This is a genomic window from Echinicola shivajiensis, from assembly GCF_018642165.1.
Taxonomy (GTDB): Bacteria; Bacteroidota; Bacteroidia; order Cytophagales; family Cyclobacteriaceae; genus Echinicola; species Echinicola shivajiensis.
This window is the reverse complement of record NZ_JAHHZM010000001.1, coordinates 987,562-1,007,220: the sequence shown is the minus strand read 5'-3', so window position 1 is coordinate 1,007,220 and position 19,659 is coordinate 987,562. Positions and strand designations below refer to the sequence as shown.

General features: G+C 39.9%; 16 protein-coding genes. 10 read left to right on the top strand and 6 right to left on the bottom strand.

Annotation, left to right across the window (positions count from 1 at the left end; genetic code table 11):
* Window positions 1-72: 72 nt before the first annotated feature.
* A complete protein-coding gene (locus tag KMW37_RS03880) occupies window positions 73-1,995 on the bottom strand; it encodes a M56 family metallopeptidase (protein WP_215223259.1) in 1,923 nt (640 codons plus the stop codon).
* Window positions 1,995-2,369, bottom strand: coding sequence for a BlaI/MecI/CopY family transcriptional regulator (locus KMW37_RS03875; RefSeq protein WP_215223258.1), 375 nt, complete (start codon window positions 2,367-2,369; stop codon window positions 1,995-1,997). Before KMW37_RS03875 ends, KMW37_RS03880 begins: the two co-directional genes overlap by 1 nt.
* Window positions 2,370-2,681: 312 nt before the next feature.
* Between KMW37_RS03875 and KMW37_RS03870 the strand changes: the two genes are divergently transcribed.
* Both KMW37_RS03870 and KMW37_RS03865 read left to right on the top strand, forming a co-directional pair.
* Window positions 2,682-3,449, top strand: coding sequence for an NRDE family protein (locus tag KMW37_RS03870; protein ID WP_215223257.1), 768 nt, complete (start codon window positions 2,682-2,684; stop codon window positions 3,447-3,449).
* Between the two features lie 106 nt (window positions 3,450-3,555).
* Window positions 3,556-4,539, top strand: a complete 984-nt coding sequence (locus KMW37_RS03865; RefSeq protein WP_215223256.1) for a YpdA family putative bacillithiol disulfide reductase — start codon at window positions 3,556-3,558, stop codon at window positions 4,537-4,539.
* A 67-nt stretch (window positions 4,540-4,606) separates the two neighbouring features.
* On the opposite strand, the gene KMW37_RS03860 is transcribed toward KMW37_RS03865, so the two are convergent.
* Both KMW37_RS03860 and ade read right to left on the bottom strand, forming a co-directional pair.
* Window positions 4,607-5,914 carry a sensor histidine kinase gene (locus KMW37_RS03860; RefSeq protein ID WP_215223255.1) on the bottom strand — a complete coding sequence of 436 codons (1,308 nt, stop codon included), beginning with the start codon at window positions 5,912-5,914 and terminating at the stop codon, window positions 4,607-4,609.
* A 77-nt stretch (window positions 5,915-5,991) separates the two neighbouring features.
* A complete protein-coding gene (gene ade / locus KMW37_RS03855; protein ID WP_215223254.1) occupies window positions 5,992-7,620 on the bottom strand; it encodes an adenine deaminase in 1,629 nt (542 codons plus the stop codon).
* 172 nt (window positions 7,621-7,792) lie between these two features.
* On the opposite strand from ade, the gene cmk reads away from it, so the two are divergent.
* From cmk to KMW37_RS03815, 8 genes are all read left to right on the top strand, one after another.
* Complete coding sequence (gene cmk / locus KMW37_RS03850) at window positions 7,793-8,479, top strand: (d)CMP kinase (protein ID WP_215223253.1); 687 nt, start codon at window positions 7,793-7,795, stop codon at window positions 8,477-8,479.
* 8 nt (window positions 8,480-8,487) lie between these two features.
* A complete protein-coding gene (locus tag KMW37_RS03845; protein ID WP_215223432.1) occupies window positions 8,488-9,384 on the top strand; it encodes a 4-hydroxy-3-methylbut-2-enyl diphosphate reductase in 897 nt (298 codons plus the stop codon).
* 128 nt (window positions 9,385-9,512) lie between these two features.
* The gene (locus KMW37_RS03840) at window positions 9,513-10,874 is read left to right on the top strand and encodes a Na(+)-translocating NADH-quinone reductase subunit A (protein WP_215223252.1); all 1,362 of its coding nucleotides are present in this window, start codon (window positions 9,513-9,515) and stop codon (window positions 10,872-10,874) included.
* 3 nt (window positions 10,875-10,877) lie between these two features.
* A complete protein-coding gene (locus KMW37_RS03835) occupies window positions 10,878-12,080 on the top strand; it encodes an NADH:ubiquinone reductase (Na(+)-transporting) subunit B (RefSeq protein WP_215223251.1) in 1,203 nt (400 codons plus the stop codon).
* On the top strand, window positions 12,067-12,816 hold the full coding sequence (gene nqrC, locus KMW37_RS03830; protein WP_215223250.1) for an NADH:ubiquinone reductase (Na(+)-transporting) subunit C: 750 nt from the start codon (window positions 12,067-12,069) through the stop codon (window positions 12,814-12,816). The genes KMW37_RS03835 and nqrC overlap by 14 nt, the downstream gene beginning before the upstream one ends.
* A gap of 45 nt (window positions 12,817-12,861) precedes the next feature.
* Window positions 12,862-13,545: an NADH:ubiquinone reductase (Na(+)-transporting) subunit D gene (locus KMW37_RS03825; RefSeq protein ID WP_215223249.1), complete on the top strand. Its 684-nt coding sequence runs from the start codon at window positions 12,862-12,864 to the stop codon at window positions 13,543-13,545.
* A gap of 13 nt (window positions 13,546-13,558) precedes the next feature.
* Window positions 13,559-14,170 carry an NADH:ubiquinone reductase (Na(+)-transporting) subunit E gene (gene nqrE / locus KMW37_RS03820; RefSeq protein ID WP_215223248.1) on the top strand — a complete coding sequence of 204 codons (612 nt, stop codon included), beginning with the start codon at window positions 13,559-13,561 and terminating at the stop codon, window positions 14,168-14,170.
* 114 nt (window positions 14,171-14,284) lie between these two features.
* Window positions 14,285-14,845 (top strand): DUF502 domain-containing protein, encoded by a 561-nt coding sequence (locus KMW37_RS03815; RefSeq protein ID WP_215223247.1) that lies wholly within the window; start codon window positions 14,285-14,287, stop codon window positions 14,843-14,845.
* A gap of 47 nt (window positions 14,846-14,892) precedes the next feature.
* Here the strand turns inward: KMW37_RS03815 and trxA are convergent, their stop codons facing one another.
* Together trxA and dnaE are read right to left on the bottom strand one after the other, a co-directional pair.
* Window positions 14,893-15,213 (bottom strand): thioredoxin, encoded by a 321-nt coding sequence (gene trxA, locus KMW37_RS03810; RefSeq protein ID WP_186757563.1) that lies wholly within the window; start codon window positions 15,211-15,213, stop codon window positions 14,893-14,895.
* A 130-nt stretch (window positions 15,214-15,343) separates the two neighbouring features.
* A complete protein-coding gene (gene dnaE, locus KMW37_RS03805) occupies window positions 15,344-19,633 on the bottom strand; it encodes a DNA polymerase III subunit alpha (RefSeq protein ID WP_215223246.1) in 4,290 nt (1,429 codons plus the stop codon).
* Window positions 19,634-19,659: the final 26 nt, after the last annotated feature.

The window sequence follows — 19,659 nt, the reverse complement described above, 5'->3', positions numbered from 1 at the left end:
AAAAAGAACCTCAGCATTTCTATATGGAATTGCTGAGGTCTCTTATGGCTAATGTAAAAAGTGATTGGTATTTTATTCTATTTCAGCTTGCTTTTCCCGCTGTCTTTTTTCCCAAGCCTTCATCTTTTCTTCAAACTCTTTTATTTTAGGCTCATTTTCCTTTTCCCAGTTTTCCATTTTTTTCTGAAATTCCTCCATTTTTGGAGCGTAGGCTGTTTCCCAATCTGCTTGCTTGGCTTCCATTTTTTTGTTCCATTCTTCCATTTTTGCTTCCCACTCTTTCATGGACTGACCGTGTTTTTTCTCCCATTCAGCCATTTTTTCTTCCATGATCTGGGCTTTAACTTCCATTTTAGCCTCTACTTTTTTTAGTTCTTGCTCAAGTTCTTTTTTTCTCTGAACATCCATGATGCTGGTATCCATTTCCATTTGGGCAAGTTCCACTGCTATTTCGCTGATTCTGCTGGCTTCTTCAGTAATTTCCAGTTCTATTTCAGGAATGGGAGGAGCGAATTCTATTCCTTCCATCGGAGGCATTGGAGGCATTGGAGGGATTTGTACATCCATTTGTGGTACTGGACTAAGTTCCAGTACAGGCATTGGATCATCTACGTTTATTGACTTATTTATCACTACCTTGGTTGGTACAGTATCACAGTCCACTGCATTGGCAAGGATTACCCTTTTGCTCATTTTCACCAAGGGCTGTTTTGCCCTATTGGTGATGATTTCTATTTCATAATCATTGTCTCTTTGGAGGATGACTCTTCTGTTTTCTATATGAGTTTCAGCTGAATTTCGGGTGGTGTTTATTGTGCTTGCAGAATTCTTATTTTGCTCATTGATTTCATCAGGACAGGGGAAGTGCCAGGCTTTAACTATTGTTTTGCTTTTGAGATCTGTTAAAATGTATTCATTTGAGAGCCGCTTTTCTTCAGTTGGTATTGCGCCCATTACAAGGGAGGCACTGATCATAAGTGATACTAACATGGTAAGGGAGATTAAGGGTGAAAGTTTTTCTTTATGGGGTTGTAAGCCCAATATTCTTTTTATTCTGTTTAACGTGTGGTTCTGGGGACCAGTAGCAGCCAAGGCCATTTCAGGAGTTGATGCATGGGCGTGTTCAGCCACTTCGGCTAGGCCATATGCCAGGTCCTGAGGAGTGAATCCCAGGCTGAGGACTACATCATCACATGCGTTTTCTCTTTCTGTTCTAATCACTTCGTTAATCCACCAAAAGCAGGGATGAAAAAAGAAGAAAACTTCCAGGCAGTGTTGCAATATGTTTACCAAATAATCGTAGCGCTTGATATGAGCCAATTCATGCGCTATTATTGCTTCTAATTGTTGTGGTGTGGTATTGAAAAGTAAGCCTGCTGGGATAAGAATAACTGGTTTAATAACGCCATATGTAATGGGCACATGAACTAGATGACTTTTTAAAACTTTTACTTTTCTATAAAATTCCATGGAAGCAATCATGCTATTGACTCTTTTGACCAATTGGTCAGGTACTTCTTGGTTGTGCTTTTTATGTAGGTTCCGTAGATCGAAAAGACTTCCGGATAATTTTACTAAATAAAATAATGCTCCAAGTAACCAGAGGTTGACAATGGTAGGCAAGAATGCTTCCAGGCGGGAATACCAAATTTGGTCTAATAGTCCAGTTCGTGCTCCATTAACAGCTATGTGCTCATTAGTCGTAGCAAAAGCTGTAGGGGCAAATTTATTAGTTGCTGAAAATTCAACCATTTGGGAAGCATGCTGCTGAGGAGTTTCCAAAACAAGTGTGAAGGTCCAGATACTGATAATGGCTATGATAAGCAATGATGCCAGGCCTGCAAAGTACCTATAGTTTGAGGATTTGTTATTTGAGAATTTCAAAAGGACCCACAGCAAAAGACTCACCGTTACTATTTGCCAGGTAGAATGCACCAAGGTCCATCCGATTGCTTCTAGGTATTCTTCCTGGATAAATTGATTGATAAATTCCATTATTGCTGGTTTTCGAGTTCATTAAGTAGTTGTCGGATTTCATTGATTTCCTCCTTAGAAGGATTGCTCTGGCCGATAGCTCTCATAATGAGTTTTTTTGCCGAGCCACCAAAAGTCGAATCCATAAAACTGCTTAATAGAGAGTTTTGAGTTTCCTTCTCTGTGATGGCAGGCATATAGAGGTGACTTCTACCTTGTTCTGATCTGGTAAGCAAGCCCTTTGCAAACATGATTTGCATCGTTTTCAGCGTAGTGGTGTAGCCGGTGTCCTTAGTTTGACTTAGTACATCATGGATTTCCCTAACACTCGCATTCTTCTTATTCCATAATATGGAAAGGATTTCAAGTTCAGAATCTGTTGGTTTGTATTTCATTTTTAACCTTACTACGATTTATTTCGTAATAAATGTATACGATGTTTTTCGTAATTCAAAAAAATAGTACGATGTTTTTCGTAATTAAAATGTTAATAAATGTTAAAACTGCTGAAAGTTAATGGGTTGTGTATCTGATTGAGGAACTATACCGTTATGAAATTGATTAGTAAAATCATGATTATGAGGATTGTCCTCAATTTAAACTGTTAAGTGTTTTAATTACGAATATCCAACTCAATTGCAGAGTAATTAAAGTTGTTTATTCACCCAGAAGGCCGGAGTTTTCCGGCCTTTTTTTTAACTTGGAGTATGTGCTTGATAACATTTGCATGGAAATCACACCCTAGGTATAAGTTGGTATTGGTGGCCAACAGGGATGAGTTCTTTACTCGCCCCACTGCTCCTTTGTTTCAATGGGAAAGTGGTATTTACGCTGGAAAAGATCTAAAAGGAGGAGGGACTTGGATGGGGATTCATCCTAAGGGAAGGTTTGCTGCTTTGACCAATTATAGGGATTTGAAAAATTTGAAAGAGAATCCTGTGAGCAGGGGAAAGCTGGTGTCGGACTTTTTAGAAGATCATTCAAAGCCCAAATCCTATATGAATAGTTTAAGAGATAAACAGGATCAATTTGATGGTTTTAATTTATTGGTGGGTGATCAAGAGGAAATGTGGTATTTGTCCAATTATGGTGAAAAACCTATTGAAGTACCTAAAGGAATTCACGGTTTGAGCAACTCATTGATAAATGTTCCCTGGAAAAAAGTACAGGAAAGTAAGTTGAGACTTCAGGAAGTCATGAAGCAGGATGAAATTGACCTGAGAGATTTATTTGAAGTGAATATGGGTAGGGAAGAAGAGAAATTGGAGAACTTACCTGAAACTGGATTACCACTGGAAATTGAGAAGGCCGTTTCAGCAGCTTTTATAGAACCCATCAATCGGTATGGAACTGTTGGGGTTTCTGCATTGCTTTGGGAGAAAGGAAGTCAAAAGGTCCAGTTTCGGGAGAAGCAGGTATTGGAGTCTGGAGGATTTATAGAGAGGCAAGTGGAATTTAAGACAAATGGTAGCTAAGGTTTTATTTTTCAGTTTAGGAATTCTTAATTTTAAGATTGGATATCAATTTTGATTTTATCAGGAACTTGACGAACTCTCCATCTTAAATTCTGTTTTAAATAGTATGAAAAAAATAGATGTATTAATAGTAGGTGCTGGACCTATAGGTTTGGCTTGTGGGATTGAAGCAGAAAGACATCAGCTGGACTATGTGATCTTGGAAAAGGGCACGCTGGTCAATTCCATATTTAATTATCCCGTAAATATGACTTTTTTCTCCACTTCTGAAAAATTGGAAATGGGAGGGATCCCTTTTATGTCTATAAATAAGCAGCCTACCCGGCCAGAAGCATTGGAATATTATAGGAGGGTAAGCCAGCATTTTGATTTGAAAGTTAATCTTTACGAGGAAGTGCAGAATATAGAAAAGCAGGCAAGCGGTGAATTTTTGGTTAAATCCTCAAAAGGCGATTATCTAGCAGAGAAAATTGTTCTTTCTACTGGGTTTTATGACCTTCCCAATAAAATGAATATACCTGGTGAGGAACTGCCAAAGGTTACCCATTATTACAAAGAACCGTGGCCTTATATAGGCCAGAAGGTCATTGTTGTTGGTGGAGGAAATTCGGCTGTAGATGTTGCATTGGAAACCTGGCGAAAAGGAGCCGAGGTTACTATGGTGATGATCAATCCTACTGTAGATCCAAATGTCAAATACTGGGTACGGCCTGATGTGGAGAATAGGATTAAGGAAGGTTCAATTAAAGCTTATTTTGATAGCTCTCTTAAAGAAATCAAAGAGCATGCAGTGATTATCAATACTCCGGAAGGAGAGGTTGAATTAGAGAATGATTTTGTTTTGGCCATGACGGGATATCAGCCTAATTATAAATTACTAGATCAGCTGGGTGTGGAGTTGACTTTGGATGAAAAAAGAAGGCCTTGTTTTGATGGGAAAAGCCAAGAGTCCAACGTTTCAGGACTATATTTAGCAGGGGTTGTCTGTGGAGGACTGAATACAAGGGAGTATTTTATTGAAAATACCATTGTTCATGCACATGCGATATTTGAGGATATCATGTCAAAAAGAAAGGTAGCTGTTAAATAATCCACTCGTTATAATAGTCCTGGAGACTTGGGGAGTGTAAGACTGTCCAGAAAGGAAGAAACAAATACTATTTCTTGGTGGGGAATTTGATAAAGAAAGTGGTGCCTATTCCGATTTCACTTTTTACATCCAGTTGCCCACCAATTTTTATAGCATTTTCTTTACAGATATATAATCCAAGTCCGTAACCTTTTTCAGATGCAGTACCCAAAGAAGAAATGTAGTTCTTGCTAAAAATATTTTTCAGTTTTTTCTCCGAAATGCCGACCCCCGTATCATCGATAATAATGTTGATAAATTGACCGTTGTTTTCATAAGAAAAATGGATCTCCCCCTTGGGAGGGGTAAATTTGATGGCGTTTTGAAGTAGGTTTCTAATGATCAATAAAAGTCGATCTGGATCCGTTTTGATCTCCAGCGGGCCTGAAAAGGATTTTGTAAAAAATATTCCTTTTTGCTCAGCCATGGATTTATAAATGTCCAAAGTGTGCTGGCAACGTTCTTGAAAATTGATAGTCTTGAAAATTGGTTTACTGCTTTTGAGTTCTATGGCAGCCCACTCCAAAATGCTTTCAGCCATTTTCTGGGTGTTTGAGGCCATCAATAAAAGGTCTTCTTGTACTGTTTTGGTTTCCTCCTCACTAAGTTCATCCTCTTTGATCATTTGCAAGATATTGGTGATGGAGATCAGTGGGTTCTTGAGATCATGGGAGATCAGCGCGATAATTTTGTTCTTTTGCTCCAAGCTGTCCTCCAAGCTAGTATTGGCTTCCCTGAAGGCCTTGTTCCTGAAATCACTTTTGATTTTTTGTTTATGATAGTTCCATTTAAGCATAGAAATAATCGCAATCATTCCAATAATGCAGGCCAAATAAGTAAGTAAATGGTCAGTTATTCTGATATTGACACTTTCATAGTTTTCAGGAATGAGCTCAGGGAATTTACTGCCAATGATATATAGGCTACTAAAGAAGATGAAATTATAAGCTCCCCAGAACCAGAATTCCTTACGGTCAGATAAGGTCAGGATAAGTAGATGAATCATGAGGAAGATATAGGAGCTGGGCCCGTTTATGCCGTCATTGAGGTAAAAATTGACAACAAGTATTGGGTAGCTAAAAACAGCCAATGTTCTAATTCCATTTTTGAAATTTTTAGATTTTCTAGCCAAAATATAAGCTAGGATCACCACCAGTGCGGTAAGGATAAGAATAATGGAAAGTATTTTTTGGCCAGTTAAAAAGTTGAATATGACCATTCCAAAAAGGTAGAGTACGAGAATTAAGGCAGTAGAATTAAAAATTCTGCCTTCCATGCCCTGTCCTGGAGAAAGGGCCGTCAGTTTCTTCCAAATTCTTTTTATGTTAAAAAGCAATTTGATCTGGATTAGGGTTGTCCTTAATGGTATTACACTATATGTTCAATCAACATGGTGTTGATTGTGATTTTTCATTATTTAAATACCGAAGTGAATTTGAAGTTTTGCCCTTCAAATAATCCTAAGTCGCTGAGTTTTAAATCAGGAATAACCAAGAGTGCCATAAAGCTGAGTGTCATAAAAGGAGAGTCCAGTTTCGATCCCATTTCTTTGGACATTTTATCGATTTCAGTGTAGGCAGCAGCGATTTCAAAGCCATCTTCTGCTGACATTATACCTGCTACAGGAAGTGCGAGGGCAATACTTTCCTTGTCTGATACGGCGGAAATTCCTCCTTTGACATCAATAAGTAAGTTAACCGCTTTTGAGATCGCTTGATTGTTTACGCCAACTGCAATGATATTGTGCGAATCATGTCCCACAGAGGAGGCTATTGCCCCTTCCTTCAATCCAAAGTTTTTAATAAATGCCACTGCTGGCTTTTTGTTTTCATAACGATTTACTACGGTGATTTTTAAGATGTCCTCAGCTATATTAGCTTCTGCCAATCCATCATTTACAATGATGTTTCCAGAGATTTCATTCGTGATTAATTGTCCATTTAATGCTTCTATGATTCTTACAGTGTTGCTCTTCGCTAAAATCTCAAAATCTGAGGGGGATTTGCGTTCAGTGTGGAAGTTGTTGATGGCCTTACTTGTTACCGAGTGAATGAGGGTTTTTCCTTCAGCTGCAACTTTGTTTCCGTTGATATAAGTGGATAGTATTTTAAAGTTAATGAGGTCTTTTGCGATAATAAAGTCAGCGGGGTCTCCTTCATTGAGCATGCCGACTTCTAAGTTGTAATGATGAACGGGATTAATACAAGCAGCTTTTAGTGTGTCGAAAAGATCTTTTCCTTTTGCTATGGACCTTGCTGCCAGTTGGTTGATATGGCCCAGGACCAAGCTGTCAGGATGTTTGTCATCCGAACAGAACATGATATTGTCTGAATGATCATCTATAAGGTCGATAAGCGCCTCGAAATTTTTGGCAGCACTGCCTTCACGGATCGCTATTTTCATTCCGTATTGCAGTTTGTCCATCGCTTCCTCAGCGGTAAAGCACTCATGATCGGTACTTATTCCTGCATCAATATACTTTTTTGCGGTTTGTCCTCTGAGGCCCGGAGCGTGACCATCTACTGGTTTGCCATGTTTCTGAGCCAGGGATATTTTTTCCATCACTTGTTTGTCTCTATTGATGGTGCCTGGCCAGTTCATCATTTCAGCCAAGTATTTGATTTCCTTTCTGGATAATAAGTCATTGATGTCATTTGCATTGATTTCTCCCCCAGCCGTTTCAAATGGTGTTGCAGGTACACAGGAGGGTGCTCCAAAGAAGAATTTGAAATTGACCTGATTGCCGTTTTCAATCATATACTCGACACCTGGTTTACCGCAAACATTAGCGATTTCATGAGGGTCCGAAACTGTCGCTACCGTTCCATGAATTACAGCTAATCGGGCAAATTCTGCCGGGACAAGCATGGAGGATTCTATATGTACATGCGCATCGATAAAACCAGGCATAATAAATTCCTCCGGGGCTGATTCCAGTTTTATGATGCTGGAGATACGACCTTTGCTCACTTCTACTCTTGCGGGAAAAATGTTCCGGTTGGGAATATCCACCAATTGGCCTTCAACAGAAAAATCTAACATAGGGAGATATTGTTTTTTTAATAAATATAATGGATTAGGGCGAATATTGATAATCTAGAAGTACCTGGGATTACGGTTTACCGATGATACTATGTGGATTAAAGGAGGATTAATCGATTCAAAACTTTTATATTTGCGGGGAAATAGAAGGCAGCTAAATTCATTTTTAATTATGAAGAAAATTATTGTAGCCATTGATGGTTATTCCGGATGTGGAAAAAGCTCTACTGCCAAAGAGGTAGCCAAAGAGTTGGGATATACATATATAGACTCCGGTGCGATGTACAGAGCTGCTACATTACATTTCATCAATAAGTTTACGGTTTTGACCAATCCTAGGGATGTAAAGAAGTCCTTGGAGGATTTGGAGGTGTCATTTCACCAAAATGAAGAAACGGGGCTTCAAGAGACCTATCTAAACGGATTAAATGTAGAGAAGAAAATCAGGGAGATGGAAGTTTCTGAAAAGGTAAGTGAGGTAAGCAAAATTAAGGAGGTTCGTCAGGAACTTGTCGCTCAGCAACAACGCTTAGGGAGGCATAAAGGTGTTGTAATGGATGGAAGGGATATTGGAACAGTGGTTTTTCCTGAGGCAGAGCTGAAGGTTTTTATGACTGCTGATTTGAAAATCCGTGCTGAAAGAAGACAGAAGGAATTGTTGGATAAGGGGGAAATGGTTGAGTTAGACCGAATTATCCAAAATTTGTCTGAAAGGGACAGAATTGATTCCAGCAGAGAAGAAAGTCCTTTAAGGAAATCCGATGATGCAGTTGAAATAGACACTAGTTTACTGGATTTTCAGGAACAAGTTAACGAAATTGCCAGTCTGGCACAGCAAAGAATGGCAGTGGATAACTAATTAATATGATGCAAGTTACAATAGACAAGAATTCAGGTTATTGCTTTGGGGTGGAGTTTGCCATAAAAATGGCAGAAGATGAAATGGAGGAAGCCAACAGTCTATATTGTTTGGGCGATATTGTCCATAACGATATGGAGGTGAAGCGATTGAGTGATAAAGGATTGGTGATAATAGATAGGGAAGAACTGAAAAATCTATCTAATTGTAAGGTCCTCATCCGTGCGCATGGTGAACCACCAGAGACCTATAAATTAGCGATTGAAAATAATATAGAGCTGATAGATGCTTCCTGTCCGGTGGTACTTAAGCTCCAACATAGGGTGAAGACTGCTTTTGACAAGATGGAAAAGAAGGATGGCCAGATCGTGATTTATGGAAAAAAAGGCCATGCAGAGGTGATCGGATTGACAGGGCAGACCTTAGAAAAAGCCATCGTGGTGATGGAAGATGATGATTTGGAAAAAATTGATTTTTCAAGACCCGTGACTTTGTTTAGTCAGACCACAAAAAGTACCAAAGGTTTTTATGCCTTAAAAGAAAAAATTGCCCAAAGGATGGCATCATCCAATCAGACTTTGGAAGAAGTGGATTTTACTGCCAATGATTCCATTTGTCGTCAAGTTTCCAATAGGGAGCCTCAGCTTACCCGTTTTTCTCAGGAAAATGACGTGATTATTTTTGTTTCCGGTAAAAAAAGTTCCAATGGCAAGGCCCTTTACCAGGTTTGTAAGACACAGAATGAAAGAAGTTATTTTGTGGAAAATGAGCAGGAACTTGATCCTAATTGGTTCGCTGAAGGGGATAAGGTAGGCATTTGCGGTGCTACATCCACTCCTATGTGGCTCATGGAGCAAGTGATGCACTATATTAATTCTCTTGGTCAGGAGACATGTGCCCAGTAGCCTAAAAAATAATTTTAGTCAAGACAATATCCCACTTATAAATATTACTAGAATTATCTTCTAATAACTAATGTATTTTATTAGATTTGAGGCGTTTTTCAAAGGACCATATAGTTACAATATAAAATATGTCAAAACTAGTTAAGCTTAAGAAGGGATTTGATATTAAGCTGGCAGGTAAGGCGGAAAGGCAAATTGAAGCATTTCAGCCAGCTCAGACCTTCGCGATTAAGCCTACAGATTTTGTAGGAATGCAGCGTCCAAAAGTCCTTGTCAAAGAGGGGGATACTGTGAAAGCAGGTACGCCGATCTTGTTTGATAAAAAACTCGAAAAGGTACTTTATGCAGCTCCTGTTTCAGGAGAAATCGTGGAAATCAAGAGAGGTGAAAGACGAAAATTGTTGGAAATCAGGATTATGGCTGACAAAGAAGTTAGTTATGAGACTTTTGACAAATTTTCTGATTCAGATCTCAAGTCCCTATCTAAAGAGCAAGCCACTGCCCAATTGCTAAAAGGCGGGGTATGGCCACAGATCATCCAAAGACCATTTGGTGTTGTAGCCAACCCAGATGAAGAGCCAAAGGCTATCTTTATTTCCGGTTTTGATTCTCATCCTTTAGCTCCTGATTATGGAGTATTGCTTAAAGGACAGGAGAAATACTTCGAAGCCGGTATCTCTATCCTTAAAAAACTTACTTCTGGACAAGTACATTTGAACTTGGATGCTCATTCTGAGGTGTCTCCAGCATATGCCGGTGTTCAAGGTGTTCAGGTAAATAAGTTTGAGGGACCACACCCAGCGGGTAATGTTGGTGTTCAAATTCATCATATAGATCCTATTAATAAAGGTGATTTGGTTTGGACTGTCAATCCTTATGGTGTTGTTCAAATTGGAAAACTATTCCTTGAAGGGATCCTTGATGCATCTAAACTAGTTGCTATTACTGGTTCGGAAGTGAAAAAGGCTGCTTACGTGAAGACTTACCTTGGAGCAAACGTCTCTACGTTTGTGGATGGAAACCTGAAGTCTGATCATGTAAGGGTTATTTCCGGCAATGTGCTTACTGGTGAAAAAATAGCATCAGATGGTTATGTGGGTTATTACCATCATCAGATCACTGTGATCCCTGAGGGAGATTATGAGGAGTTCTTGGGATGGCTTAAGCCGACCACAAGCAAGTTAAGCTTTAGTAAGGCTTTGGGTATATTCTCATTTTTGAATAAGGGTGAATTTAAAGTGGATACCAATACACATGGTGAAGAAAGACCATTTGTAGTTTCGGGAGTGTTTGAAAAAGTACTTCCAATGGATATTCTTCCTACATACCTTTTCAAGGCAATTATCTCAGAAGATTTTGATGAGATGGAAGAGCTTGGGCTTTTTGAGATTGTTGAAGAGGATGTTGCCTTGTGTGAGTTTGTAGATCCTTCAAAGAATGATTTGCAGGAAATTGTGAGAAATGGGATTGAATTATTAATGTATAGTTAAAATATGAAGGCATTACAAAACTTATTTGATAAGCTAAAGCCGAATTTCGAAAAAGGGGGGAAGTGGGAGAAATTCTACACCCTTTACGAAGGACACCGGACGATTGCTTTTGCTCCTGATATCACTACTAAAGCAAAAGGTTCTCAGATTAAAGATGCAGTAGATTTAAAGAGAGTGATGATTACGGTAGTTATTGCCATGATCCCAGCTCTTCTTTTTGGGATATTTAATGTTGGCTTTCAACATTTTCTTGCTGTTGGTGAAGAAGCTACTTTAGTTGACAAAGTGCTTTTTGGTGCAATGGCAGTATTACCAACCTTGATAGTTTCTTATGCAGTAGGTCTATTAACTGAATTTACTTTCTGTGTGATCAGAAATCACCCGATTAGTGAAGGATTCCTTGTTTCAGGGATGTTGATTGCATTGGTTATGCCTCCATTTATTCCAGTATGGCAAGTGGCATTGGCGACAATCTTTGCTGTAGTGATTGGTAAAGAGGTGTTTGGAGGAACAGGAATGAATATCCTGAATGTGGCTTTGACCGCTAGGGCTTTCTTGTATTTCGCTTATCCAGCACAAATTTCAGGTGACCAAGTTTGGACTTATTTAGGTGAGAAAACTGCCGTTGACGGTTTCTCTGGTGCGACTGCACTCTCTGTAGCTTTCCAAGCAGGTCAAAATGGAGAAGCTGTTACTTCAGCATTAGCTGCTCATAACAGTGGTATCGGAGAAAATCTATACAGCTTTGCCAATATGTTTTTAGGATTTATTCCTGGTTCTATTGGTGAAACTTCTGTATTGATGATCCTTATCGGTGCAGCAGTCCTAGTAGGAACTGGCGTAGCAAGTTGGAAAATTATCGTGAGTGGTTTTGCAGGCACTTATATCATGGGCTTGATCATGAACGCCTTTGCTGTGAATGAATTTATGGCGATGCCTGCACATTATCACTTGGTAATGGGTGGTGTAGCTTTTGGTATCGTGTTTATGGCAACTGATCCTGTATCAGCAGCACAAACAGAATCCGGTAAATGGCTTTACGGTTTGTTGATTGGTTTCTTGACCGTAATCATCAGGGTAACTAACCCAGCCTATCCAGAGGGTATCATGTTGGCGGTTCTATTGATGAACGTCTTTGCCCCACTTATTGATTTTTATGTTGTAAAAGCAAACAAGAAAAGGAGGTTACAACGTGCAACAGTCTAATACATATATCATCACGTTTTCGGTAATCCTTACCGTGGTTCTAGGCTTTTTATTGTCAGGTACTTCAGAATTGTTAGGACCAATTCAGAAGGAAGCTGAAGCCTTGGATACCAAAAAGCAGATTTTAGGAGCTGTAGTGGATGCAGAGAAAATTGCAGCCATGAAGCCTAAGGAGATCAGAGAATTCTATGAAAACACTATCTCTTCTAAAGTAGTCAACATCAATGGTGAAGAAGTAACAGAGCAAGGTGGAGTAGCCATCACTGCAGAAGCTGTTAATGTCGCCAAGAATTACAAAAAACCAGCTGAAGAGAGACTTTATCCAGTTTATATCTTCCACGAAGAAGGAAATGAAGACAAAGTTGTTTCTTATATCCTTCCAGTATTTGGTGCTGGACTTTGGGATGCTATCTGGGGTTATTTGGCGCTGAAAACTGATTTGAATACCATTGAAGGGGTGACTTTCTCCCACGCTGGTGAAACTCCAGGTTTGGGTGCAAGGATCACTTCCAAGGATATTCAGAGCCGTTTCCAAGGAAAAGAAATCTATAACGAGTCTGGAGATCTAGTAGCTGTGGAAATGCAAAAAGGAGAAGGTAAAGATTATTCATCCAACCCTCATATGGTGGATGGAATGTCTGGAGCTACTCTTACCGCAAAAGGTGTAAATAATATGCTGACTAACTATTTGGATGCCTACAAATCTTACCTTGAAAAGGTAAAAGGTAATTCTTAATCAGTCAGTTTTAAAATATTGTAGAACGTCTCAACATTTATTGAAATGAGTACAGAAACAGCAGAAAAGATAGAAGTAAAAAAGCCCGCTGAGGCACTTCTTTCCAAGCGAAGAAAAAAACTGATCAGTGACCCTTTGGTAGATGATAACCCGGTAACCATACAGGTATTGGGTATCTGCTCGGCACTGGCGGTAACCACACAGATGAAGCCTACTTTTGTAATGGCCCTATCTGTGGTTTTCGTGATTGTGATGTCAAACTTGACCATCTCTATCATGAGAAATACTATTCCTACCCGTGTTAGGATTATCGTACAGTTGGCAGTAGTGGCCACTTTGGTAACCTTGGTAAATGAGGTATTGAAAGCTTTTGCTTATGATATGTACAAGGAGCTTTCAGTATTCGTAGGTTTGATCATTACCAACTGTATCGTAATGGGTCGTCTTGAAGCCTTTGCGATGGGGAATAAGCCATATGATTCCATTCTTGATGGTTTTGGTAGTGCCCTAGGTTATTCTTGGATTATTTTGGCAGTGGCCTTCTTCCGTGAGCTTTGGGGTTCAGGTACCGTGTTTGGTATTCCTGTATTTGATACCGTTTCATCATGGTTCGGAGATGACTTCTCTTTAGCTACCAACGGTTTGATGGTGAGTCCAGTAGGAGCCTTTATTATCCTTGGTCTGATCATTTGGGTACAGCGTACCAAAACAGGTTATGTTGAACATTAAAAATTGCTAAGAAATGGAATTATTTAGCTTAGGAATCCGGTCAATCTTTATTGACAATATGGTATTTGCTTACTTTTTGGGGATGTGCTCTTTCTTGGCCGTTTCTAAAAAAGTAGATACAGCCTTAGGTCTTGGTGCAGCGGTTATCTTCGTATTGACCATCACTGTTCCTTTGAACTGGCTATTGAATGAATTTGTACTTAAAGAAGGAGCTTTGTCTTTCTTGGGTGAATCATTTGCAACGATAGATCTTACTTTCTTGAGGTTTATCATGTTTATCGCCATCATTGCTGCTATGGTACAGTTGGTGGAGATGATCGTTGAAAAATTTGCTCCTGCTCTTTACGGAGCTTTGGGTATTTTCCTTCCTTTGATCGCTGTAAACTGTGCGATTCTTGGTGGTTCTCTTTTCATGGCCCAAAGAGATTATACTTTAGCTGAAGCTACAGTATATGGATTTGGTTCAGGTGTTGGTTGGTTATTGGCTATTATTGCCCTAGCAGCTATTAGAGAGAAATTGAAGTATTCAAATGTACCAAATGGTCTTAAGGGGCTTGGTATTACTATGTTGATTACCGGATTGATGGGGATTGCCTTTATGTCTTTCATGGGTATTGACCTTTAATCGATAAAAATTATATTTAAACCCTGCCGGATGATCGGCAGGGTTTTTTTTTGCCTTTTTAACTAAACAGGCATAATTTTTATAGCTTTTATTATACCATTAAACGCTTAGACCATGTCATTTACCTCCAAACGGATTTTAAATTACTTTCTGAAAGGATTGCTCTTTGTAGCACCTTTGGCATTGACCATTTATATCATATTGCAGATTATCAAGTTTTTGGATAATCTTTTGCCTATTCCTGTTCCGGGTTTAGGAATTTTGATTGTATTTGCTATGATCACCTTCATAGGTTATTTGGCCAATATATTTATTACAAGGCCCATTTTTATATTATTAGAGAGGGGCCTCTTTAAGATACCTCTAGTAAATATTATCTATACCAGTATTAAAGATTTAATGTCGGCTTTCGTAGGGGACAAAAAGAAATTCAACACCCCTGCTGTGATACAATTAACAGATACGATTAGTCGATTGGGCTTTATTACTCAGGATGATTTGAGTGTAATAGGTGAAGAGGATTTGGTCGCAATATATCTTCCCCACTCCTATAATTTTAGTGGAAATTGCTTTTTGGTGCCGAGAAAAAATGTTCGCGTTTTGGAGAATGCGAATAGTGCTGATGTGATGAAATTTATTGTTTCAGGCGGTGTGTCAGAGCTAAAAAAGGATTAAACAATAAAGGCTCCAATTAGGAGCCTTTATGTGGTTTATTTGTCAAATTAGATTTGAGCTTCAAGTTTTTGGGATAGAACAGCTTTAGGTACAGCACCTACTTGCTTGTCTACGATTTCACCATTTTTGAAGAATAACAAAGTAGGGATACTTCTGATTCCGAATTTAGATGCTACTCCAGGGTTAGAATCAACATCTACTTTTCCTACTACGGCTTTACCATCATACTCTCCAGCAATCTCTTCTACTACTGGCCCAATCATTTTACATGGTCCGCACCATTCAGCCCAGAAATCCACTAGGATTGGTTGATCAGAATTGATGATTTCTTCAAAGTTAGCGTCTGTAATTTCAATTGCTTTTGCCATTATATTGTGTGTTTATAGTTTTTTCTGATTTCAAATATAGTATTCTAAAGTATTTTAGGTTTCTTTTAGTTCCGCTTTGATGAAAATATTTCTCAAAAGTGGCCTTTAAAGCCCTGAAGTGCAATATTTTTTAAATGATTTTATAGCTTAATTCTGGTATGGTTTCCAGCTCTTTGATCATTTCAAATGATGGATCAATAGTGTATTTTGTGGACATTAGGTCAACAGCTATCCTTTCCTTTATATCAGTTACATTGATGTGCAGTTTAGCCTCTCCTTTATATTTGGTAGTGATGGCCTCCAATCTTTCCATTAAGTCCAAAGTGAGATCATCCAAGTTGATGTTGATCCTGATGCCCTTTACCATCTTACTCCTTACTTCATTGAGCAAAATGATGTTGCCTACTTTAAATTCCAGGTCTTCTGGGTTCCAACGTTTCCCTTGCACACTTCCCGTGATATAAAGGAACCAGCCTGTCATGAAGTACTCTTTGAACTTAACATAGTCATCACCAAAGAAGAAGAAGGTATGGCCACCATTATAGTCCTCTAAGGTTAAGGTGCCAAATGGGTTTCCGTTTTTGGTGGTTCTATGTGCAAATGATGTAACTACTCCTGCCGCCTTAATGTTTTCGCCTTTGGATTTTAAAGCTTCAGTATTGGTGAATTCTGAAAGAGGTGTATTGGTAAAGGATTCGAATTCTACCTTGAACTGATCCAATGGATGGCCCGAAATATAAAGCCCCACCACTTCCTTTTCAATATTCAGCTTTTGAAGTTGGCTGAAAGGCTCGATAGGTGTAATACTTGGCATGGGGACCTCCATCCCTGAGCCTCCGCCAAATAGGGATACTTGAGAGCTTTCTGCTTCTTGTGCCTTTTTCTGAGCATATTTGACCGCCTTTTCAATTAAGGTGGCATCATTTTCAGGTCCTTCCAGGTATTGCCTTCTATGGTGGTCAGGGAAACAATCAAATCCGCCGGCCATGGCTAAGGATTCCAATGTCTTTTTGTTTACAGCCCTTAGGTTAACTCTTTGGGTAAAATCAAAGATGTTTTTGTAAGGACCATTTTCTTCGCGTTCCTCGATTACAGAGTGGACAGCAGCACCACCAGCTCCCTTAATAGCGGCGAGTCCAAAGCGAATTTGACCTTCTTGGTTTACGGTAAACCCTTCTTTTGATTCATTGACATCAGGTCCCAGTACTTCTATTCCCATTCGTTTACACTCTTCCATAAAGAACGTAACCTGGGTGATATCATTCATGTTATTACTCAATACCGATGCCATGTATTCCGCAGGATAGTGAGCTTTTAGATAAGCAGTTTGATAGGCAACCCATGCATAACAAGTCGAGTGGGACTTGTTAAAGGCATAAGAAGCAAATGCTTCCCAGTCTTTCCAGATTTTTTCCAATCGCCCTTTGTCATGGCCCTTTTCAGCAGCCTGGTTGACAAATTTAGGCTTCATCTTATCCAGTACATCCTTCAGCTTCTTACCCATGGCTTTACGAAGAACGTCGGCCTCACCCTTGGTAAAGCCAGCTAATTTTTGGGAGAGGAGCATCACCTGTTCCTGATAGACAGTAATACCATAAGTTTCCTTTAGGTATTCCTCCATATCATCCAAGTCATAGGAGATTTCCTCGTCCCCATGCTTTCTTCTAATAAAGCTTGGGATATATTCCAATGGCCCTGGACGATAAAGGGCATTCATGGCAATCAAATCTGCGAAAACCGTTGGTTTAAGTTCCCGCATGTATTTCTGCATACCTGCAGATTCATACTGGAAGATGCCGACCGTTTCACCGCGTTGGAAAAGCTCATAGGTAGGGGCGTCATCAATAGGGAAATTTTCCGGATCAAGTTCGATACCATGCCTTTCCTTGACGATTTTTACTGCATCCTTAATCAGGGTTAGGGTCTTAAGACCCAAAAAGTCCATTTTAAGCAGACCAGCACTTTCTACCACGGAGTTGTCAAACTGCGTACAGTACATGTCCGAATCCTTGGCCAGGGCCACTGGTACGAAGTTGGTAATGTCGTCAGGAGTAATAATTACCCCACAGGCGTGAATACCAGTGTTTCGAACAGAGCCTTCCAATATCTTTGCTTGATTAATTGTCTTGGCCAGATCATCAGCACCTTTGGATATATTGATCAGCTCATAAGCCTTATCAATATTCTCAGCATTTCCTTTAAGCTTATCCGACAGTTTTGCCCGATCACTTGCCAGACCAAATAAAGCTTTGAGTTTGATGTCTGGCACCAGTTTGGCTAGCCTGTCAGCATCTGAAAGCGGTAAATCCAAGGCCCTTGCGGTGTCACGAATGGCAGACTTTGCAGCCATGGTACCATAAGTGATAATTTGGGCTACCTGATTGGCTCCATACTTGTCAATTACATAATCGATTACCTTTTGACGACCATGGTCATCAAAGTCAATATCAATATCGGGAAGTGATACCCTATCTGGATTAAGGAATCTCTCAAAAAGGAGATCATACATGATGGGGTCCACATTGGTAATTCCGATACAATAGGCTACAGCAGAACCTGCAGCTGATCCCCTTCCAGGCCCCACAGACACGCCCATTTCCCTAGCTGCAGTGGTGAAATCCTGAACAATGAGGAAGTAACCTGGATAACCAGTATTGGCAATAATAGAAAGTTCAAAGTCTAGTCTCTCTCGGATCTCGTCCGTGATTTCAGGATAGCGTTTTTTGGCACCTTCATAGGTAAGGTGGCGGAGATAGGCATTTTCACCTCTTTTACCACCGTCTTCATCATCCTGAGGGTCTTGGAATTGCTCCGGAATATCAAATTTTGGTAGTAATACCTCCCTGGCCAATTTATATACTTCGATCTTATCTACGATCTCATTGGTACATTCAATGGCCTCTGGAAGGTCTGCGAAGAGTTTTTTCATCTCTTCTGGAGTTTTGATGTAGAACTCCTCATTTGGGAAACCATAGCGGAATTCCCGGCCTTTCTTTCCTATATATTTTTTAGGCTTATCTACCTTCTCACCATCTTTTACACAAAGTAAAATATCATGTGCTTTGGCGTCATTTTTCGTATTGTAATAGGTGTTGTTCGCAGCGAAATACTTGACATCATATTTATTGGCAAAGCGCAATAGGACTTCGTTTACCTTTTCTTCTTCAGGCACTCCGTGTCGGTTGAGTTCCACATAGAAGTCATCACCAAACTGTTCCTTCCACCATAAAAAGGCTTCTTCCGCCTGGGTTTCTCCCACATTTAGGATCAGAAAGGGGATTTCCCCCCAAAGTCCACCGGTGGTGGCAATTACATCTCCCTTGTATTGAACCAGAAGTTCTTTGTCAATTCGAGGGACATAATAAAAACCTTGGGTATAAGCATAGGAGGCCAATTTGGCAAGGTTATGATATCCTGCTTTGTTCTTCGCCAAAAGAACTGCCTGGAAACCATCATCTTTCTTGGATTTGTCTTGATGACTTTGGCATATATTGAATTCACAGCCTACGATAGGTTTAATGTCATTGGCCATGGCTTCCTTAACGAAGTGGAAGGCTGCCATCATATTACCATGATCGGTCATGGCTATTGCAGGCATATTGAATTCCTTGGCCCTGGCCACCATTGCAGGAATCTCTGAGGTGGCTTGAAGAATAGAGTACTGGGTGTGCACATGAAGGTGACTATATGGTACATCCACCAAGTCACGTATGTCTGCTTTTCGGGCCTGTTTGAAGACATCCTGGGCGGCCTGCTTTTGCTCATCTTTGGCTGCCGCAAAGTTGGCTGCATCCAGTTTAGGTGGCTCATAAATTACTTCCTCTACAGAAATTCCTTCTACAGGAGGCTGTACCTTGGCACTTATCAGCCCAAAAAAACATTTGGCAGTTGCATCCACATCATAGGCTGCATCGTGAGCATCCTCAAATCCTACACCAAAGAGTTTTTGGTGTAGTTCAGTCAGGGTTGGCCATTTGAATTTTCCTCCTCTCCCTCCTGGAATGGCACAGAACTCTGTGGAGATGTCCTTGGTATCCAATTCCTTTTTCTCCATAAGCTGCATGGGGACATCAGCACGGAGATATTCGGACCCACAGACATTGATATCGAATCCGATATTATGCCCGACCAGGTATTCAGCCCTGTCCACATCCTTATGAAAGATTTCAAGAACTTCCTTCAGGTCATGGCCTTCTTTTAATGCACGGTCAGTGGAAATACCATGGACCTTTTCGGCATTATAAGGTATGGTGAAACCTTCTGGTTTTACAATGTAATTATGGTTGGAGATCAGCTTTCCTTTTTCATCATGCAGCTGCCAGGCAAGCTGTACCAGTCTTGGCCAGTTGTCCAGATCAGTGATGGGGGCATTGTAGTCCCGGGGTAAACCTGTGGTCTCGGTATCAAAAATAATATACATAAGTGTTCCTTGGATTTGGGGAATCT